Annotated in this window: 13 protein-coding genes and 1 other RNA gene; all 14 read right to left on the bottom strand. The window is 67.3% G+C overall.

Annotation, left to right across the window (positions count from 1 at the left end; all coding sequences use genetic code 11):
- Positions 1 to 4: 4 nt before the first annotated feature.
- Positions 5 to 934: a D-alanine--D-alanine ligase gene (locus LC092_RS15200; protein WP_224807965.1), complete on the bottom strand. Its 930-nt coding sequence runs from the start codon at positions 932 to 934 to the stop codon at positions 5 to 7.
- Positions 927 to 1,913, bottom strand: a complete 987-nt coding sequence (gene murB, locus LC092_RS15195; RefSeq protein ID WP_224807963.1) for a UDP-N-acetylmuramate dehydrogenase — start codon at positions 1,911 to 1,913, stop codon at positions 927 to 929. Before murB ends, LC092_RS15200 begins: the two co-directional genes overlap by 8 nt.
- The gene (murC, locus tag LC092_RS15190; protein ID WP_224807962.1) at positions 1,910 to 3,340 is read right to left on the bottom strand and encodes a UDP-N-acetylmuramate--L-alanine ligase; all 1,431 of its coding nucleotides are present in this window, start codon (positions 3,338 to 3,340) and stop codon (positions 1,910 to 1,912) included. The genes murB and murC overlap by 4 nt, the downstream gene beginning before the upstream one ends.
- Positions 3,337 to 4,482, bottom strand: a complete 1,146-nt coding sequence (murG, locus tag LC092_RS15185) for an undecaprenyldiphospho-muramoylpentapeptide beta-N-acetylglucosaminyltransferase (protein WP_224807959.1) — start codon at positions 4,480 to 4,482, stop codon at positions 3,337 to 3,339. Before murG ends, murC begins: the two co-directional genes overlap by 4 nt.
- 8 nt (positions 4,483 to 4,490) lie before the next feature.
- Positions 4,491 to 5,648: an FtsW/RodA/SpoVE family cell cycle protein gene (locus LC092_RS15180; protein ID WP_224807957.1), complete on the bottom strand. Its 1,158-nt coding sequence runs from the start codon at positions 5,646 to 5,648 to the stop codon at positions 4,491 to 4,493.
- Positions 5,648 to 7,057 (bottom strand): UDP-N-acetylmuramoyl-L-alanine--D-glutamate ligase, encoded by a 1,410-nt coding sequence (murD, locus tag LC092_RS15175; RefSeq protein ID WP_224807955.1) that lies wholly within the window; start codon positions 7,055 to 7,057, stop codon positions 5,648 to 5,650. Before murD ends, LC092_RS15180 begins: the two co-directional genes overlap by 1 nt.
- 4 nt (positions 7,058 to 7,061) lie before the next feature.
- Positions 7,062 to 8,147 (bottom strand): phospho-N-acetylmuramoyl-pentapeptide-transferase, encoded by a 1,086-nt coding sequence (mraY, locus tag LC092_RS15170; protein ID WP_224807954.1) that lies wholly within the window; start codon positions 8,145 to 8,147, stop codon positions 7,062 to 7,064.
- 8 nt (positions 8,148 to 8,155) lie between these two features.
- The gene (locus tag LC092_RS21290) at positions 8,156 to 11,803 is read right to left on the bottom strand and encodes a UDP-N-acetylmuramoylalanyl-D-glutamyl-2,6-diaminopimelate--D-alanyl-D-alanine ligase (RefSeq protein ID WP_318245930.1); all 3,648 of its coding nucleotides are present in this window, start codon (positions 11,801 to 11,803) and stop codon (positions 8,156 to 8,158) included.
- An 82-nt stretch (positions 11,804 to 11,885) separates the two neighbouring features.
- Positions 11,886 to 13,601: a peptidoglycan D,D-transpeptidase FtsI family protein gene (locus LC092_RS15155; RefSeq protein WP_224807953.1), complete on the bottom strand. Its 1,716-nt coding sequence runs from the start codon at positions 13,599 to 13,601 to the stop codon at positions 11,886 to 11,888.
- 10 nt (positions 13,602 to 13,611) lie between these two features.
- A complete protein-coding gene (locus tag LC092_RS15150) occupies positions 13,612 to 13,968 on the bottom strand; it encodes a hypothetical protein (RefSeq protein ID WP_224807952.1) in 357 nt (118 codons plus the stop codon).
- A gap of 4 nt (positions 13,969 to 13,972) precedes the next feature.
- Positions 13,973 to 15,013: a 16S rRNA (cytosine(1402)-N(4))-methyltransferase RsmH gene (rsmH, locus tag LC092_RS15145; protein WP_224807951.1), complete on the bottom strand. Its 1,041-nt coding sequence runs from the start codon at positions 15,011 to 15,013 to the stop codon at positions 13,973 to 13,975.
- On the bottom strand, positions 15,010 to 15,471 hold the full coding sequence (locus tag LC092_RS15140; RefSeq protein WP_224807950.1) for a division/cell wall cluster transcriptional repressor MraZ: 462 nt from the start codon (positions 15,469 to 15,471) through the stop codon (positions 15,010 to 15,012). Before LC092_RS15140 ends, rsmH begins: the two co-directional genes overlap by 4 nt.
- Positions 15,472 to 16,016: 545 nt before the next feature.
- An RNA gene (gene rnpB / locus LC092_RS15135) (RNase P RNA component class A) lies at positions 16,017 to 16,412 on the bottom strand.
- A gap of 62 nt (positions 16,413 to 16,474) precedes the next feature.
- The gene (locus LC092_RS15130) at positions 16,475 to 17,929 is read right to left on the bottom strand and encodes a PLP-dependent aminotransferase family protein (RefSeq protein WP_224807949.1); all 1,455 of its coding nucleotides are present in this window, start codon (positions 17,927 to 17,929) and stop codon (positions 16,475 to 16,477) included.
- Positions 17,930 to 17,950 lie beyond the last annotated feature (21 nt).

The following is a 17,950-nucleotide window of genomic DNA, read 5'->3' as shown; positions in this document are numbered from 1 at the left end:
GCCTTTAACGTCCGCAACTTGCGTTCTCCACCATCCAGCTGGTCAGGTCTTCGAAGGAGTGTCCCGCATGGGCCGCGATCTCCGGCACAAGCGAGGTTTCAGTCATTCCGGGCTGCGTGTTCACTTCCAGACAGATCAGTTCGCCACCGCCTGTCGGCTGCTCGTCGAAGCGAAAATCCGCCCGTGTAACGCCCTTGCAACCGAGCGCCTGATGCGCCCTGAGACTGAGTTTCTGTACTTCTTGGTAAACAAATGGTGAAATTTCCGCCGGCAGGACGTGTTGTGATCCGCCAGGCGCGTATTTCGCCTCATAATCATAGAAGCCGTGACCCTTCGGCATCACTTCCGTAACGCCAAGCGCGACGTTGCCGACAACGGCGCATGTCAGCTCGCGACCGGGGATGTAACGCTCCACCATCACGGTGTCGCCATAGGGCCAGTCGTCGCGGAAAAGCTCCTGCGGCGGATGCTCAGCACCCTCCTTGACAATGAGCACGCCGAAGGAGGATCCCTCCGCCACAGGCTTCGCCACATAGGGCGGCGGCAACGCATGCGCCTTGGCCGCTTCCAGCCTGTGGAGAACCTTGTGGGCGGCGACGGGGATGCCGGCGGCCTTCATCACCGCCTTGGCCTTCTCCTTGTCCATGGCAAGCGCGGAGGCGGCGACACCGGAGTGCGTATAGGGAATGCCGAGGATCTCCAGCAGCCCCTGGATGCAGCCGTCCTCGCCAAAGGGACCGTGCAGCGCGTTGAAGGCGACATCCGGCTTCAGCTTCGTCAGCACCTCGGCGATGTCGCGGCCAACGTCGACCCGCGTCACCCGGTAGCCGGCGCGCTCCAGCGCCCCGGCGCAGCCCTCGCCCGACTTGAGGCTGACCGGGCGTTCCGACGACCAGCCGCCCATCAACACGGCGACATGTTTCTTCTCAGCCATCGACGGCAGCCCCTTCCTGTTTCGCACCGAGGAAAGGCGCGATCGCCGCTGTCCCCTCGCCAAAACGCCCGAGGCGCTTGATTTCCCATTCGAGCGCGACGCCCGTCTTTTCCAGGACACGCGCCCGCACCGTCTCGCCCAGCGTCTCCAGGTCGTGCGCGGTGGCTTCGCCCGTGTTGATCATGAAATTGCAATGCATGTCCGACATGCGCGCGCCGCCGATCTGCAGGCCCCGGCAGCCGGCCTCGTCGACAAGCTTCCACGCCGAGTGGCCCGGCGGGTTCTTGAAAGTCGATCCGCCCGTCTTCTCGCGGATCGGCTGGGCCGCCTCGCGATGCGCGGTAACCTCGGCCATCTCGCGCCGGATGTCTGCCTCGTCGCGCGGCACGCCGCGAAACCGGCCTTGGGTGAAGATCATGTCGCCGGGCTGCCCGCTGTGGCGGTAGCGATAGGCCATCTCCGCGTTGGACAGCGTGACGATCTCGCCGGCACGCGTCACTGCCGTGAGCTCCTGCATGATCTCGCGCGTCTCGCTTCCGTGCGCGCCCGCGTTCATGCGCAGCGCGCCGCCGATGCCGCCCGGGATCCCGGAGAGAAACGCAAAACCGCCCTGCCCCGCGGACGCCGCCGCCTCTGCCAGTCGCCGGTCGGGCACCGCGGCGCCGGCGATCAGGCTGCCGTCGTCGAGCGTCTCGATATGACCGAAGCCGCGCGCGCCCAGGCGAATGACGACGCCATCGATGCCGCCGTCACGCACCAAAAGGTTCGAGCCCAGCCCGATGGGCAAAACCGGAACCTCCGCCGGCAGATGGCGCAGGAACAGCGCGAGATCGTCCGTGTCGGCCGGCTGGAACAGAAGTTCCGCCGGTCCGCCGACGCGAAACCACGTCACGCTCGACAGCGGGACATTCGCCGTCAGCTTGCCGCGCAGGCCGATGCGCTCCAGCCCGTGCCGGTCTATGAGGCCGGCTTCGCTCATGAGGCCCCACCGGTCGCCGCTTCGTCGAGCGCCCGGGCGAGCGCCTCGGGGAGGACCTGCGCCCATTGCGAGATGCTGCCGGCACCAAGACACACGACATAGTCGCCCGGCGAGGCGATCCCGGCTATGCATCCGGCAAGGTCGCTCTCACCGTCGATCGCATGCACGTTGCGGTGACCGCTGGCGCGGATGCCGTTGGCAAGCGCGATGTGATCGATCCCCTCGCGCGGCTGCTCGCCGGCGGCATAGACAGGCGCACAAATCACATGATCGGCGTCGTTGAAGCAGCTCGAGAATTCGTCGAGCAGGCTTTCCAGCCGCGAATAGCGATGCGGCTGCACCACGGCGATGACCTCGCCGGAGGCAACGGCGCGCGCCGCCGACAGCACGGCGCGGATCTCCACGGGGTGATGGGCATAGTCGTCGAAGACATCGATACCGCCGGCATTGCCGGTGTGGGTGAAGCGCCGCTTCACGCCGCCGAAGCTCGCCAGCCCCTGGCGGATGCGGGCCGGCTCGATGCCGAGCTTCCAGGCGACAGCGACGGCAGCGACCGCGTTGGACACGTTGTGAAGCCCCGGCATCGGCAGCGTCAGGCTTTCGATCACCTCGCTGGTGCCGCTCAGCCGGTCGCGCATCTCCACGGAGAAGATGGAATTCACGCCATGGGTCGCGAGATCGAAGAAGCGCACGTCGGCCTGACGGTTCTGGCCATAGGTGATGACCTGCCGGTCCTCGATGCGGCCGACCATCGCCTGGACCTCCGGATGGTCGAGACACATCACGGCGAAGCCGTAGAAGGGCACATTCTCCACGAACTGGTGGAAGGCGGAGCGCACGCCGTCGAAATCGCCATAGTGATCGAGATGCTCGGGGTCGATGTTGGTCACCACCGCGACGTCCGCCGGCAGCTTGACGAAGGTGCCGTCGGATTCGTCGGCCTCCACCACCATCCAGTCGCCCTTGCCCATGCGCGCGTTGGTGCCATAGGCGTTGATGATGCCGCCGTTGATCACCGTCGGGTCGAGCCCGCCGGCATCCAGCAGAGCCGCGATGATCGAGGTCGTCGTCGTCTTGCCATGGGTGCCGCCGACGGCGATCGCCTGCTTGAAGCGCATCAGCTCGGCCAGCATTTCCGCGCGCCGCACCACCGGCAGCAGCTTGTTGCGCGCCGCCGTCAGTTCGGGATTGTCGCGCCGGATCGCGGAAGACACCACGACGACGCGGGCCTGGCCGAGGTTCTCCGCGGCATGGCCGACCTTCACCGCGATGCCCTTCTCGCGCAGCCGCTTGACGTTGGCGCTTTCCGACAGATCGGATCCCTGAACGGTGTAGCCGAGCGTGTGCAGCACTTCGGCGATGCCGCTCATGCCGATGCCGCCGATGCCGATGAAGTGAACCGGACCGATATCCTGGGGCATCTTCATGATGCGTCTCCTGATGCTGTTTCCTGCGCGTCCAGCGCGCCAAGCGGCGCACCGGAGGCAATGTGTTCGGCGAGGTCGGCAAGACGGCGCACCGCATCGGGGCGGCCCGCGCGCTTGGCGCAGTCCGCCGCCTCGGCGAGGCGCTCCGGTGCCGCCATCAGCTCGTCGAGCAGGGCGGCAAGGCGTGCCGGATCGAGTTCGGATTGCGCGACCGGCCAGGCGCCGCCCGCGCGGGCAAGAATGTCGGCGTTGCGCCCCTGGTCGTTGTCGAGCGCATGCGGCAGCGGCACCAGGACGGATGGTCGGCCGATCACCGAAAGCTCGCTGACGCTCGAGGCGCCCGAGCGGCAGACCACCAGATGCGACGCCGCGATTTTCTCAGCCATATCGGGGAAAAACGGCGCGATTTCGGCAGCGATTCCAATTCGTTCGAAGGCGGAGCGCACGCGGTCCATGTCCTCGGGCCGGCACTGCTGCACAAGCCGGATCCGCGCCCGCGTTTCCGCCGGCAGGCACTCCAGTGCCGGCGGCAGGCAATCGGAGAAAAACCGCGCGCCTTGCGATCCGCCGAAGACCAGAAGCGAGAACGGCCCGTCGGCCTGCGGCACGGCATAGGGCGCTGCGGATGCGGCAATCACCGCGTCGCGCACCGGGTTGCCGGTCTGGCGTGTCTTTTGCGGATAGGCGCCTGCCGCCTCGCCGACGAGCGGAAAGCTTGTGGCAATCGCGCTGACCCGGCCGGCCAGCATGCGGTTGGCGCGTCCCATCACCGCATTGGCCTCGTGCAGCACGCTGGGGACGCCGGCGAGAAACGCCGCAAACATCGGCGGAAACGTCGGATAGCCGCCGAAGCCGATCACCGCGTCGGGCTTCAGCTGCCGGATCACGCCGCGCGCCTGCAGCGTGCCACGCGCCAGCCGCCAGGCGGTGCGCGCCAGCGCGACCGGATTGCGCCCGGCAAGCGTTGCAGACGAGATCACATGCACCTTGCGGGCCGGAAAATCCGCGCCATAGGCACCGACGCGCTGGTCGGTCGCAAGCTCCACCACATGGCCGCGCCGGATCAGTTCGGCGGCAAGCGCCTGGGCCGGAAACAGATGGCCGCCGGTTCCCCCGGCGGTGAGAAGAAAGGTCGATGCCATGCCCGCTCTCAGGTCAGTTTTGCCGGCGACAGCCGGGAGACGACCACACTGTCGGTGCGCGATGCCTGCGGGCGCCGCCTCGTCAGCGCCAGCACGAAGCCCATGGACAGCGCCGTCGCCAGCAGCGAGGAGCCGCCGTAGGAGATAAAGGGAAGCGTCATGCCCTTGGCGGGCATCAGGTTCAGGTTCACCGCCATGTTGATGCAGGACTGGATGCCGAAAAGAACCATCAGTCCCGCCGTCGCCAGCCGGCCGAAGGGATCGGTGTCGCGGGCGGCGTGACCAAGCCCGCGCAGCACGACGAAGGTGAAGACCAGCACCAGGATCAGGCAGACGAGAATGCCGAACTCCTCCGCCGCCACCGCGAAGATGAAGTCGGTATGGCTTTCCGGCAGCACCCGCTTGATCGTTCCTTCGCCCGGACCGCGTCCGAACCAGCTGCCCGAGACGAAGGCCTCGATGGCGCGGTCGACGTTGAAGGTATCGCCGGAGCTTGGATCGAGAAACCGGTCGACGCGGCTTTGCACGTGCGGCAGCGTCATATAGGCCGCCAGAATGCCGCCGGCCCCCAGCGCGCCGATGGGCACGATCGCCACCCACGGCAGGCCGTTGAGAAAGAACAGCGCCGCGAACACCAGCATGAGGAGCATCGTCTGGCCGAAGTCCGGTTGGGCAACCAGAAGCGCCGCCGACATGACGAACAAAAGGATGGAAAACAGAGAGCCGGGCACCTCGGGGCGCCGGCCACCTTCCGACAGCAGGAAGGCCACCAGCACGATCAGAGCCGGCTTGAGGAACTCCGACGGCTGGATGGAAAAGCCGAAGATCATCACCCAGCGCCGCGCGCCCTTGGCCTCCATGCCGACGAAGAGCGTCGCCACCATCAGCGCAAGCGATGCCACGAAGACCACCAGCGCCACCCGCCGCACCATGCGCGGGCTGAGCGCCGAGACCCCCAGCATCAGGGCGAGCGCCGGCACCAGGAACACGGCCTGCCGCTTGATGAAGTGATAGCTGTCGATGCCGAGCCGTTCCGCCACCGCGGGGCTTGCGGCGAAGGACAGAACGATACCCCCGATCATCAGTATCACGAAACCGGCGAACAGGTAACGATCGACGGTCCAAAGCCATTCGGCGAACGGGCTTCTGTCGGCACGGCTCACCATCACACGGTCTCCTGTTCGGTCGCCTGCGGCACAATGCGGCGCACGGCCTCGACGAAGGCGCGCCCGCGCGCCTCGAAGTCCGGGAACTGGTCGAAGGACGAACAGGCCGGCGACAGCAGCACCACCGCTTCCCCGCCGTGCGCGCGCGCATCCGCCGCCGCATCCCGTGCCGCCGCCTCGACGGCCGCCTGCAGCGTTCCCGAGCGCTCGTAGGGAACATGGCCTTCGAGCACGCCGGCAAAATTCTCCGCCGCCTCGCCGATCAGATAGGTTTTTGCGATTCGGGGGAAATGCGGCTGAAGCGACGCGATACCACCGGTCTTGGCGCGGCCGCCGGCGATCCAGTGGATGCGTTCGAAACTGGTGAGCGCCCGCTCCGCCGCATCGGCATTGGTCGCCTTGCTGTCGTTGACGAAGAGCACCTGCCCGTCGCGGGCCACCACCTGCATGCGATGCGCCAGTCCCGGAAAACAGGCAAGCCCGGCATGGATCGCCTTGTCGGTGAGCCCGAGCGCCCGGCAGACGGCCACGGCGGCGGCCGCATTCTGCGCATTATGCGCGCCGCGCAGCGAGGTCACCGGCGCCAGATCGTAGAATTCGCGCTGCGCCCCGTCCTCGGCGACATAGAGCTTGCTGCCCTCGGCATAGACCCCGTGGGTCACCGGATGGCGCACGCACAGGCGCAGGGTTTCGACACCCGCCTGTTCGGCACGGTCCGCGATTGCCGCGCTCAGACCGTCGTCGACACCGACGACCGCAAGCCGGCTCCCGGCGATCAGCCGTTCCTTCACGGCGGCATAATGCTCCAGCGAGCCGTGACGGTCGAGGTGGTCCGCGGTGATGTTCAGCAAGACCCCGATGGAGGGATCGAGGCTCGGCGCCAGGTCGATCTGGTAGGAGGAGCATTCAACCACATGAACCCGCCCGCGCGCCGGCGGCAGCAGGTCGAGGATCGGCACGCCGATGTTGCCGCCCATCGCTACGTCGTGACCGGCATGGGCGAGGCAATGGCTGATCAGCGCGGTGGTGGTCGACTTGCCGTTGGTGCCGGTGATCGCCACGAAGGGCGCGTCGGGCGCATGCGTCTGGCGCTCCCGGCAGAACAGTTCGATGTCGCCGATCACCGGAATGCCCTGCTGGCGGGCGAGATTGACGCTCCAGTGCGGCGTCGGATGGGTGAGCGGCACCCCCGGCGCCAGCACCAGCGCGTCGAACACCGACCAGTTCGCCGACTTCAGGTCGACGACCGGGATGCCGGACGAGATCGCCGTCTGACGGCGTTCCGGCATGTCGTCAAAGGCGTGCACGCGCGCGCCGCCGGACTTGAGCGCATGCGCTGCCGACAGGCCCGAGGCGCCGAGCCCGAACAGGGCGACGTCGCGATCCGCGAAGGAGGTTGCGGAGATCATGTCCTCACCTCAGCTTCAGCGTGGCCAGCCCGACCAGCGCCAAAACCACGGCGATGATCCAGAAGCGGATCACCACCTGGCTTTCGGTCCAGCCGAGATGCTCGAAATGATGGTGGATCGGCGCCATCTTGAAGACGCGCTTGCCCGTCAGCTTGAAGGAGGCGACCTGCACGATCACCGACACGGCCTCCAGCACGAAGAGCCCGCCGATGATTGCCAGCACGATCTCGTGCTTGGTTGCGACCGCGATGGCGCCCAGCATGCCGCCGAGCGCAAGCGACCCGGTGTCGCCCATGAAGATCGCCGCAGGCGGCGCGTTGAACCACAGGAAGCCGAGCCCCGCCCCGATCACCGCGCCGCACAGCACCGCCAGTTCGCCCGCGCCCGCCACGTGATGGATCTGCAGGTAGTCGGAGAACACCGCGTTGCCGGTGAGATAGGCGATCAGGCCGAAGGAGGCGGAGGCGATCATCACGGGCACAATCGCCAACCCGTCCAGCCCGTCGGTCAGATTGACCGCGTTGCCCGCACCGACCACGACGAAGGCCGCAAACGGAATGAAGAAGATCCCGAGATTGATCGCCAGGTCCTTGAAGAACGGGAACCCGATGGAGGTGCCGTAGACATCGCCTTCCAGAAAGGTGACGCACCAGGCGGCAGTGCCGGCGATCAGGAATTCCAGACCGAGACGCATGCGCCCGCTGAAGCCCTTGTGCGAGGCCTTGGCGACCTTCAGGAAGTCGTCGTAGAAGCCGATGAGGCCGAAGCCGACGGTCACGCCCAGCACGATCCAGGTATAGGGATTGAGCAGATTGGCCCAGAGCAGGGTCGCCACGATCATGCCCGACAGGATCATCAGGCCGCCCATCGTCGGCGTGCCCTTCTTGGTCAGCAGATGGCTCTGCGGCCCGTCGGCGCGGATCGGCTGACCATGCCCCTGGCGGGTGCGCAGCGAGTTGATGATCATCGGCCCGAACAGGAAGATGAACAGCAGCGCCGTCATGATCGCGCCGCCGGTGCGGAACGTGATGTAGCGGAACACGTTAAGCGCGGAGAACTGGTCGGCGAATTCGACGAGAAAATACAGCATCGGGCGTCCTATTCGGCTCCGTCGTCCTCGACGGGAAATTCGCGCTTCAGCGCCTCGACCAGCGGCCCCATGCGGGTGCCGAGAGATCCCTTGATCATGATGACGTCGCCGGGGCGCACGTCTTCCAGAAGCAGCGGCCTCAGGCTCGCCGCCTCTTCGGAATAGGCGCCGCGCAGGTGCTTCGGCAAGAGGTCCCAGAGCTCGTGCATGCGTTCGCCGACGCAATAGACGAGGTCCGCCTCGCTTTCCGTGACCGGTCCGATGAGATCCGCATGCAGCCGGCCTTCCGCCTCGCCGAGCTCGAGCATGTCGCCCAGTACGGCAATGCGCCGCCCTGGCCGCGAGATCGGGGTTTCCTTCAGGAGGGAAAGCGCTGCGCGCACCGAGGCGGGATTGGCATTGTAGCTTTCGTCGATCACCGTGGCCGAGCCCTCCGGCAATCGCAGGGCGATCTGCGCGCCGCGGCCCTTGGGTGCGCGGAAATTCGCAAGCGCCAGACCGGCGAGCGCCAGGTCGCCGCCAAGCTCCGCAACGGCCGCGAGCACGGCGAGGCTGTTGGTGACCAGATGCTGACCCGGCGCACCGACCTTGTAGGTGATCGGCTGGTCGAAGATATGGCCGGAAATCGAGCTGCAGGCGACCTGCGCGGACACGCGTTCCGCCTGGGCGTCGGCCGGCCCCTCGCGCCCGAAGGTGGCGATACGGCGCACGCCGGCGGTCTTTGCCAGATAGGTCAGGAGATCGAACTGGTCGTTGTCGCGGTTGAGGAGCGCAAGCCCGCCAGGCTCGAGCCCGAGAAAGATCTCGCCCTTGGCCTGGGCGATCCGCTCCACGGAGCCGAAGAACTCCAGATGAACCGCCGCGACCGTGGTGATGACGGCGACATGCGGACGCACCATCCGGACCAGCGGCGTGATCTCGCCGGCATGGTTCATGCCGATCTCGAAGACGCCGAAAGCGCAATCTGCCGGCATGCGCGCCAGCGTCAGCGGCACGCCCCAGTGATTGTTGAAGGAGGCGACGGGCGCATGGGTCTTGCCGGAGGCATCCAGCGCCAGTTTCAGCATGTCCTTGGTGCTGGTCTTGCCGACCGAGCCGGTGACGGCGACGATCCGCGCCCGGCTGCGCGCCCGCGATGCCCGCGCCAGATCGCGCAAGCCCTCAAGCGCGTCCGCGACGATCAGATAGCGCCCGTCCTTGGGCAGGTCGGCGCGCCGGGCCGCGGACACGAGGGCAAGGGTCGCACCGGCCTCAAGGGCGGCGCCGGCAAAATCGTGACCGTCGAACCGCTCACCGGCAATCGCAACGAACGCCTCGCCGGGCTGGATCGTGCGGCTGTCGATGGAGAGGCCGGAAATCGCCGCGCCGGCCTCCACACCCTCGGCCCGGCCGCCGGTCGCCGCGACCATCTCGTCCAGCGTCCAAAGCGGACGACTGTCGTCCGGCTCGGGAAGAGGTTCGAACGTCTGCGGCTCGCTCCCCTTGGCAACGGCCGCCGCGGCCGCGGCAGCAGCCGCAGGGAGTACCGCATCGGCGAACTCACGCGACGCGTCGGGCTCTTCCTCGGCGTTTTCCCCGGTGGCATCATCCGCGTCAGCGTCGGCCGGTTTGACAGGAGCGTCAACGTCCCCCTCGCGAAGGTCCGCTTCGTCCGCGTCCGCTTCCCCGTCCTCGGTCTTTTCGGCAAGGGTCGCGGAGAGCTCGGTTTCATCTGCCTCGGTCTCGGCTTCCGCCTGATCCGGTTCGCCGGCGTCTTCGACCGTCTCTTCGGTGTCGATGTCGTCTTGGCCGTCCGTCGTCAGCGCGTCGGCCATGACCGCGTCGTCGCGATCGGCAAACAACGCGTCGTCTTCGCCTTCGCCAGCGTCTGCCTCGCCATCGCCTCCGGCCGTTGCGTCGCTGTCCGGCCCCTCGTCGGCATCCGCGAAGATCCCGTCGTCGGCTTCCTCGGCTTCAGCGACATCAGATTCAGCAGGTTCATCGGCATCGGTCCGGCCGGCATCGCCGCCCAACTCATCGAGAAGGGCCGCAGCCAGTTGGTCGTCCAGCGACACGCCGTCCACGTCCGGAGTGCCTTCCGCCGCCTCGTCCACCTCCGGCGTATTCCCGGCCGGCGCCTCGTCCTCCAGAAGGGCCGCGAGATCCAGTTCGAACCCTCCGGCATCGTCTTCGGAGGCGGCGAACAGGTCGCTCTCGGCAATGGCGGCAAGGGCTGTGCGCGCGACCTGATGGTCGGAAAAGGGCAGCACCTCGTCGCCGACGATCTGCCCCGGCTCATGGCCCTTGCCGGCGATGCACAGCACATCGCCCGCCTGCAACATGCCGACCGCCGCCTCGATCGCATCGCGCCGGTCGCCGATTTCCAGCGCGCCAGGGGCCGCCTCGAGGATCGCGCTGCGGATCGCGGCCGGATCCTCGCTGCGCGGGTTGTCGTCGGTGACGATCACCACGTCCGCCTGACGCGCAGCGGCCGCGCCCATCAGCGGGCGCTTGCCGGCATCGCGGTCGCCGCCCGCGCCGAAGACGACAATCAGCCGCCCCTTGGTGAAGGGGCGAAGAGCCGCAAGCGCGGTGTCGAGCGCATCGGGCTTGTGCGCGTAATCGACGAAGACGAGCGCTCCGTCGTCGCTCTCGCCGACGAGCTCCAGCCGCCCGGGCGCGCCTTCAAGGCTTTCCAGCGCCTCAAGCGCCACGTCGGTGGTCACACCGCCAGCAATCGCAAGTCCCGCCGCGATCAGCGCATTGGAGACCTGGAAACGGCCGGCGAGCGGCAGACGGATCTCGCGGGGGCCGTCCTCGGTCTGAAGGCTGAGCACCTGCATGAAACCGTCGTGGCGAATGGCCTTGAGGGCGAGATCTTCGCCCCCGTCTCCGACGGTAAAAAGCGGAAGGCCACGCTCGCGTGCAACCGCCATCACCCGGTCGGCATAGGGGGCCTCCGGTTCCAGAACGACGGTCCTCCCGTCGGGAAGAAGCGTGTCGAACAGGCGCAGCTTGGCGGCGAGATAGTCCTCGACATCCGCATGATAGTCGAGATGGTCGCGGCCCAGATTGGTGAAGCCGGCGGCCGCGAGGCGCACGCCGTCGAGCCGGCGCTGGTCGAGCCCGTGGCTGGAGGCCTCCAGCGCGGCATGGGTGATGCCGTCATGGGCAAGCCGCGCCAGCGTCTGGTGAAGCGAGACCGGATCCGGCGTCGTCAGGCCGCCGTAATTCGCGCCCGCGCTCGTCACCGTTCCGATGGTGCCGAGACTGGCCGCCTTGTGGCCGGCGGCGGCGAAGATCTGCCGTGCGAAGACGGCAACCGACGTCTTGCCGCTGGTTCCGGTGACAGCGACCACGGTTTCGGGCTGGTCGGCATGGAAGCGCGCCGCCATCAGCGCCAGCGTGCGGCGCGCATCGTCGCTGACGATGACGGGAAATCCGTCGCCGAGGCTTTCCAGCGTCTGCGCGGAAACGTCCTGGCCGACGAGGACGGCGCTTGCGCCGGCAGCGCGCGCATCCTCGATGAAGCGGGTCCCGTCGCTGGTCGCGCCCTTGAGGGCTGCGAAAAGAAATCCGTCCGAGACCGTTCGGCTGTCGGCGGACAATCCGGCGATTTCGGTTTCGAACTCGGGTGCGGCGAGCACCTGTTCGCCGGCAAGGTCCTTGAGCAGCATGTTGTGCGCCAATATCTGGTGTGCGTCGTCGTTGGGAGCGGATGCGAACCTTTGGTGCGACCCCGGTTCGCGCCGGCTCCGGTCAGTAGGCGATTGAAACGGTCTCCGTCTTATCTCCGAATTTGGGCAAAACACCCAGCGTGGGGGCAATCCTGCGAATGATGGCCGATGTGGTGGGCGCGGTGTTCAGGCCGGCGGTGGCGCCGATGCCCTCGCGTTCGGGCTTGGGCTCGTCGAGCACGACCAGCACGACGTAGCGCGGATCGTCCATCGGGAAGGCCGAGAGGAAGGAGTTGCGGCGCTTGTCGGACACATAGCGGCCGTTCTCGATCTTCTCCGCCGTGCCGGTCTTGCCGCCGACCACATAGCCCGGAACCTCGGCGCGGCGCCCCGATCCGCTCAGCACGTTTAGCCGGAACAGATAGCGCATGATCTCGCTGGTCCTGGGATCGATCACCTGCTGGGCGAGCCCGTTCGCCTCAGCTTCGCTGCGCGGCGTGAACGTCGGGGGAATGAGACGGCCGCCGTTGACGAGCGCGGCCGTTGCCACCGCCGTCTGCATCGGCGTGACGGAAATGCCGTGACCGAAGGAGATCGTCATCGCGGCAAGCTCGTTCCACTTCGGCGGAAGCAGCGGCGTCGCCACCTCCGGAAGGTCCGTCTCGGTGCGCGTCGTCAGCCCGATGCGCTCCATGAAGGCCTTCTGGGTGTCGACCCCGGCCGCCAGCATCATCTTCGCCGTCCCGATGTTGGACGAATAGATGAAGGTCTCCGCGACCGAGAGAATGCGTCGCTTGCCGTGGAAGTCGTTGATCGTGCGCCGGCCGACGCGCAAGGGGCGGGTGGCGTCGAAACTGTCGTCCATCGTCACCTTGCCGCTGTCGAGCGCCATGGCAACGGTGAAAGCCTTGAACACCGACCCCATCTCGAACACGCCGCCGGTGGCGCGGTTGAGCCGGTTCTTTTCCAGCGCCTGCGCCCGGTCGTTGGGATCGAAGTCGGGCAGCGACGACATGCCGATCACCTCGCCGGTCCGGACATCGAGCACGATGCCGACGCCGGCGATCGCCTTGTAGCGTTCCAGCGCCTTCGCCAGCTCGTCGCGCACCACATGCTGAACGCGCAGGTCGACGGACAGGCTGACGCCCTCCATCGGCCGGCGGTCGCTGGCGAACCCCAGGTCCTGGAGTTCCCCGAGCCAGGCCTTGTCGACGGCAAGCTCCATGCCGGAGATGCCCTTGTTGTCGACATTCACCGAGCCGACGATGTGGCTTGCGGTCGGACCGCCGGGATAGAAACGGCTGTTTTCCTCAAGGAAGCCGATGCCCGGAATGCCGAGGTCATGCAGCTTCGTGCGCTGGCGCGGCGTGAGCTCGCGCTTCAGCCAGATGAAACCCGCATTGCTGGCCAGCCGGCGGCGCACCGCGTCCGTGCCGAGTTCCGGCAAAACGCTGGCGATGCCTTCCAGCGCCTCGTCAACGTCGATGATCTTGCGCGGCTCGGCATAGAGCGAGGCGGTCTTGATGTCGGTCGCCAGGATCTGGCCGTTGCGGTCGAGGAGATCGGGCCGCGAGGCGGCAACGCTGTCCTGCGCGGAGATATAGGAGGCGGTCTCCGCTTCCTCGCTGAAGCCGAGCATGACCAGGCGGCCGCCGATGGCCAGATAGACAAGGGCAAACACCGCCATCGCCATATAGACGCGCGAACGCACCGCCCGCGTCGAGGGACCGCGCGGAACATGACGCTCCCCCACCGTGCGGCGCTGGAGAAAGGAGACGGGCTGATCGCTCTTCGACATCACGGCTCCCCTATCTCACGACCGGCTGCGTGCCGGCATAGCCGCCAAGGGCGTTGTCGCCGCCGATCGGCTCGAGCTTCATCGGCTTGATCGGCACATCCTCGATACGGGTGATCTGCTCGACCTCGAGCGGCTGGAGGTTGAGGTGGTCGTTGTAGCGCTCGACCAGCCGCTGCAGGCGGCCGGGATCGTTCAACAGGCTCCATTCGGCGCGCAGCAGCTTGAGCTGCTCGCGTTCCTCGTCGATGCGCTGCTGCAGGTTGGCGACACGCTCTGCCGCCCGCTCCGCATCGTGCTTCATGTCGTAGACGGTGGCGGCGGCCGCCAGGACCCCGATCACCAGGAAGATATTCAGATAGCGTGTCATCGCTCTATCCGTCCGCCTGTTCGAGGGTGGCCAGGCGCGGAACGCCGAGATTGTCCGGCATGTCGGTTCGTGCCGGCGCATCGGTGCGCAGGGCCGCGCGCAAGCGCGCCGAGCGCGCGCGCGGGTTGTCCCGGACCTCGTCCTCGCCCGCCTCCCGCGCGCCCTTGAAGGCAAGCTCGAAGGTCGGCGGCGGCACGTCGGTTTCCGGCAGATGGCGCGACCCGCCCGCACGTGTGCGGGTGCGATCGGCCAGGAAGCGCTTGACGATGCGGTCTTCCAGACTGTGGAAGGTCACCACCACGAGGCGTCCGCCCGGCGCCAGGATCCGCTCGGCCGCGGCCAGCGCGTCGACGATCTGCTCCAACTCGCGGTTCACATACATGCGCAGCGCCTGGAAGGTGCGCGTCGCCGGATGGATCTGTTTGCCCTTGAACGAGCGTCCGACCACCTTCTCGACCACCGCCGCCAGATCCGACGTGCGCGTGAACGGGGCTTCCGCCCGGCGGTCACAGATCGCCCGCGACACGGAGGACGCCCGCTTTTCCTCGCCCAGAATACCGATCACCCGCGTCAGGTCCCGCTGCGGCATGAGGTTTGCGACATCCGCGGCGGACAGGCCCTTTTGCTCCATGCGCATGTCGAGCGGCCCGTCGTGGCGGAACGAAAACCCGCGCTCCGCCTGATCGAGCTGCATCGAGGAAACGCCAAGATCGAGCACTACGCCCTGCACACTCGACAGGCCGAGGTCGCGCACATGGACGTCGAGATCGGAAAACCGCCCCTCGACCAGATCGAGACGACCGGCGGACTGCGCGACAAGCGGCGTGCCGCCGGCAATCGCGTCGGGATCGCGGTCGATGGCGATCACCCGCGCCCCGGTCTCCAGGATGGCGCGGGAATAGCCGCCAGCGCCGAAGGTGCCGTCGACGATCGCGTCGCCGGGCTTCGCGGCCAGCGCCTCGAGCACCTCCGCCAGAAGAACCGGCACATGCGGTCGCTTCGATACATCTTGCGAACCGTCGGATCGGGGTGCCGCCGCCATCATGCCGCACCCGCCGCTTTTGCCGACTGCTGTGCCAGCACGTCCATGGCGCGTTTGATCGCATCCGCACGATGCGCCTTGAAGCGCTCCGGCTCCCAGATCTGAAACTTGTAGCCCTGGCCGACGAAGGTGACCTGATTGTCGAGACAGGCATGGTGGCGCTGCTCCTCGCTGAGCATCACCCGGCCGTCGCCGTCGATCTTCAGGGTTTCGCTGGCGCCGTAGAAGGCCGTCGACAGGGCATCGTGATCCTCCGTCAGCGTGGCGACGCCAAGCAGGCGCTTCTCGATCTGGGCAACGAGCTGATTGCCACCGGCATCGATGGCCGGATGGTGCGGAGAGGGAAAGCAGTAGAGACCTTCGAAACCGTCGCGCACAAGCGCCTGACGAAAAGGCGCGGGAACGGAAACGCGCCCCTTGGCGTCGAGCCGATTTGTGTAATGCGACACGAAGCCGGCCATTCGATCTCTCGCCCCACGGCCGGACAGCTACTGCCCGGCTCCAGCCAAACCCCCACTCACCGGACAAACGGATGCCGTACACCGCAGCGCAACCCGCTGCGGTCGGGACACTTCCCCGATCCGTTGTTTGCCTTGGACCCGTCGCCTCACGTCGAAACGGGATGATTTGGGATAGCATGGGACCTCATGGGCGTCAATGGAATCCGATGGTTTGACCCCCTCCCCCAAGGCGTGTCACGCGCCACGAAACAGTTATCCACGGTTAAGCTTAAGAATGAGTTGCGAAAAACAAAATGCCGCCCGCGGCGCACAAATCCGCGATTCCGGACGCGAATTGCCGATGCTGCAGCGCACATCGCTCCACAGCTTCGCGCCTCATGGTAAACGGATCCTTGCTGTCCCCGCGCCGCCAACACGCCGCCGACACGCCGCCGACACGTCAAAGCCTTCCATCAGGCATGGACCGGCATGGGATGGTCTGGACCGGGGCGGCATGGGACGGGGCCGCGGGACGCGCGCGCCGGACCATTCGCAAAAAGGGGACAAGTGTCAGTCGGCCTCTAAGCCGGGTTCTGTATGGCACGGCGCAAGCGCCGCACGCGACGACCATTCATCTGGGACGTTCGTTGCCGAACGCCTCACGCAACCTACCCGGGCGACTGGCCTGGAAACGGGCCGGAACCTTGCGGTTCCGCGTCGCCCCTATTCGGTTTTGCTCCCGGTGGGGTTTACCGTGCCGCTTCCGTTACCGGTCGCGCGGTGGGCTCTTACCCCACCCTTTCACCCTTACCGGAGCCTGAGCCCCGGCGGTTTGCTTTCTGTGGCACTTTCCCTGGGGTCGCCCCCGCCGGGCGTTACCCGGCACCGTTTTTCCGTGGAGCCCGGACTTTCCTCCCCCGCGACGTTTCCGTGCTTGCGGGAGCGGCCGTCCAGCCGACTGACCCGCGACACCTAGGCGCCGCCCGCGCCCCGGTCAAGCAACCCTTTCGCCGGGCAGTGATTTTCAACCGGACCGTTGCGCGTCAAGCGCCGCCGCCACCGCCGCGACGCAGGCGGCGGCATCGGCTTGCGTCGCCGATGCAAAGCCGATCACAAGGCCGCGCGCGTCCGCCTCAAGCGCATAGGCGGACAGGGCGGCGACACCGAAACCATCCGCGTTCACCGCATCGGCAAGCCTGCGGTCGTCGACCGATTGCGCGAAGCGGGCCGCCAGCTGCACGCCGCCGACCGGATCCGCCACCTGGACCCGGTTGCCCAGCGCGGCGCGCAAGGTCCCTGCCAGATAGCGCCCCCGTGTCTGGTAAAGCGCCCTGATCCGTTTGAGATGGGCGCGGTAATGGCCGCCATCGATGAAATCGGCAAGCGCCGCCTGCGGGATAGCCCCGGCATAGAGGCCGGCGGCGCGCTGCGCCGCGCTCAAGGGAGCCGCCAGAGGCTGCGGCACCACCATATAGGCAAGCCGCAAACCCGGGATCATGCTCTTGGCGAAGGTGCCGAGATAGATCGCCTCCGCTCCTTCGGCGAGACCCTGCAGGGCGGCGACAGGGCGGCCTTCGAACAGGAACTCGCTGTCATAGTCGTCCTCAAGCACGACCGCGCCCGCGCGCCTTGCGGTTTCCAGCAGCGCGAGCCGGCGCGGCAAGGGCATGCGCGCGCCCATCGGATACTGATGCGACGGCGTCACATAGATCAGGCGCGGCGGCATCGCCCGTGCGGCCATCGCCGACACATCCGCGCCGTGATCGTCGACCGGCATCGCCGCGATGCGCAGGCCGGCCGTATCGAAGGCCGCCCTGGCGCCGAGATAGCCGGGGTCCTCCAGCCACACGGTGTCTCCCGGATCGGCGAGACAGGTGGCCAGCAGCGACAGGCTGGCCTGGGTCGACGGCGTGATCAGGATGGTGTCGGCCCGCGCCCGCACGCCGCGTTCCGCCGCAAGATAGCGCGCCAGCACCTCTTTCAGGACAAGGAGACCCGAGGGTTGATCATAGAAGAGGCCGGCAGAGGGGATTGTGCGCGCGGCGCGCCGCAGACAGCGGCCCCAGGCATCGCGCGGAAAGCAGTCGAGCGCCGGCGTGCCGGGTTCAAGTCGGCCACCGGCGATCCTGCGGGTCGCCGCCCAGGGATTGGCGGCCGAACGTTGCCCGCGCTGCGAGAGCGCGGATCTCGCCGGCTGCGGCGTCTCCGGCACCGCGGCCGGCGGTTGCGGAAGCGTCTCGGCGATCCGCGGCGCTGTGCCGGAACGCACCGTGACGACCCCTTCCGCGACAAGCAGCTCATAGGCCGCCGTCACCGTGTTGCGGGACACGTCGAGCGCTGCGGCGAGCCTGCGGCTGGACGGCAGCTTTCCGCCCGCCGGCAAGCGCCCGTCGCCAATGGCCGCCCTCAGGCCCCGGTAGATCTGCTCCGACAGGGGAACGGCGCTGTCGCGCGACAGGGAAAGACCCGCGGTTTCCATAACTGGTACTTTCAAAATTTG

Source organism: Stappia stellulata (genome assembly GCF_020176715.1).
Lineage (GTDB): Bacteria > Pseudomonadota > Alphaproteobacteria > Rhizobiales > Stappiaceae > Stappia.
The sequence above is the reverse complement of the archived record's forward strand: the minus strand, read 5'-3'. Positions and strand labels throughout refer to the sequence as shown.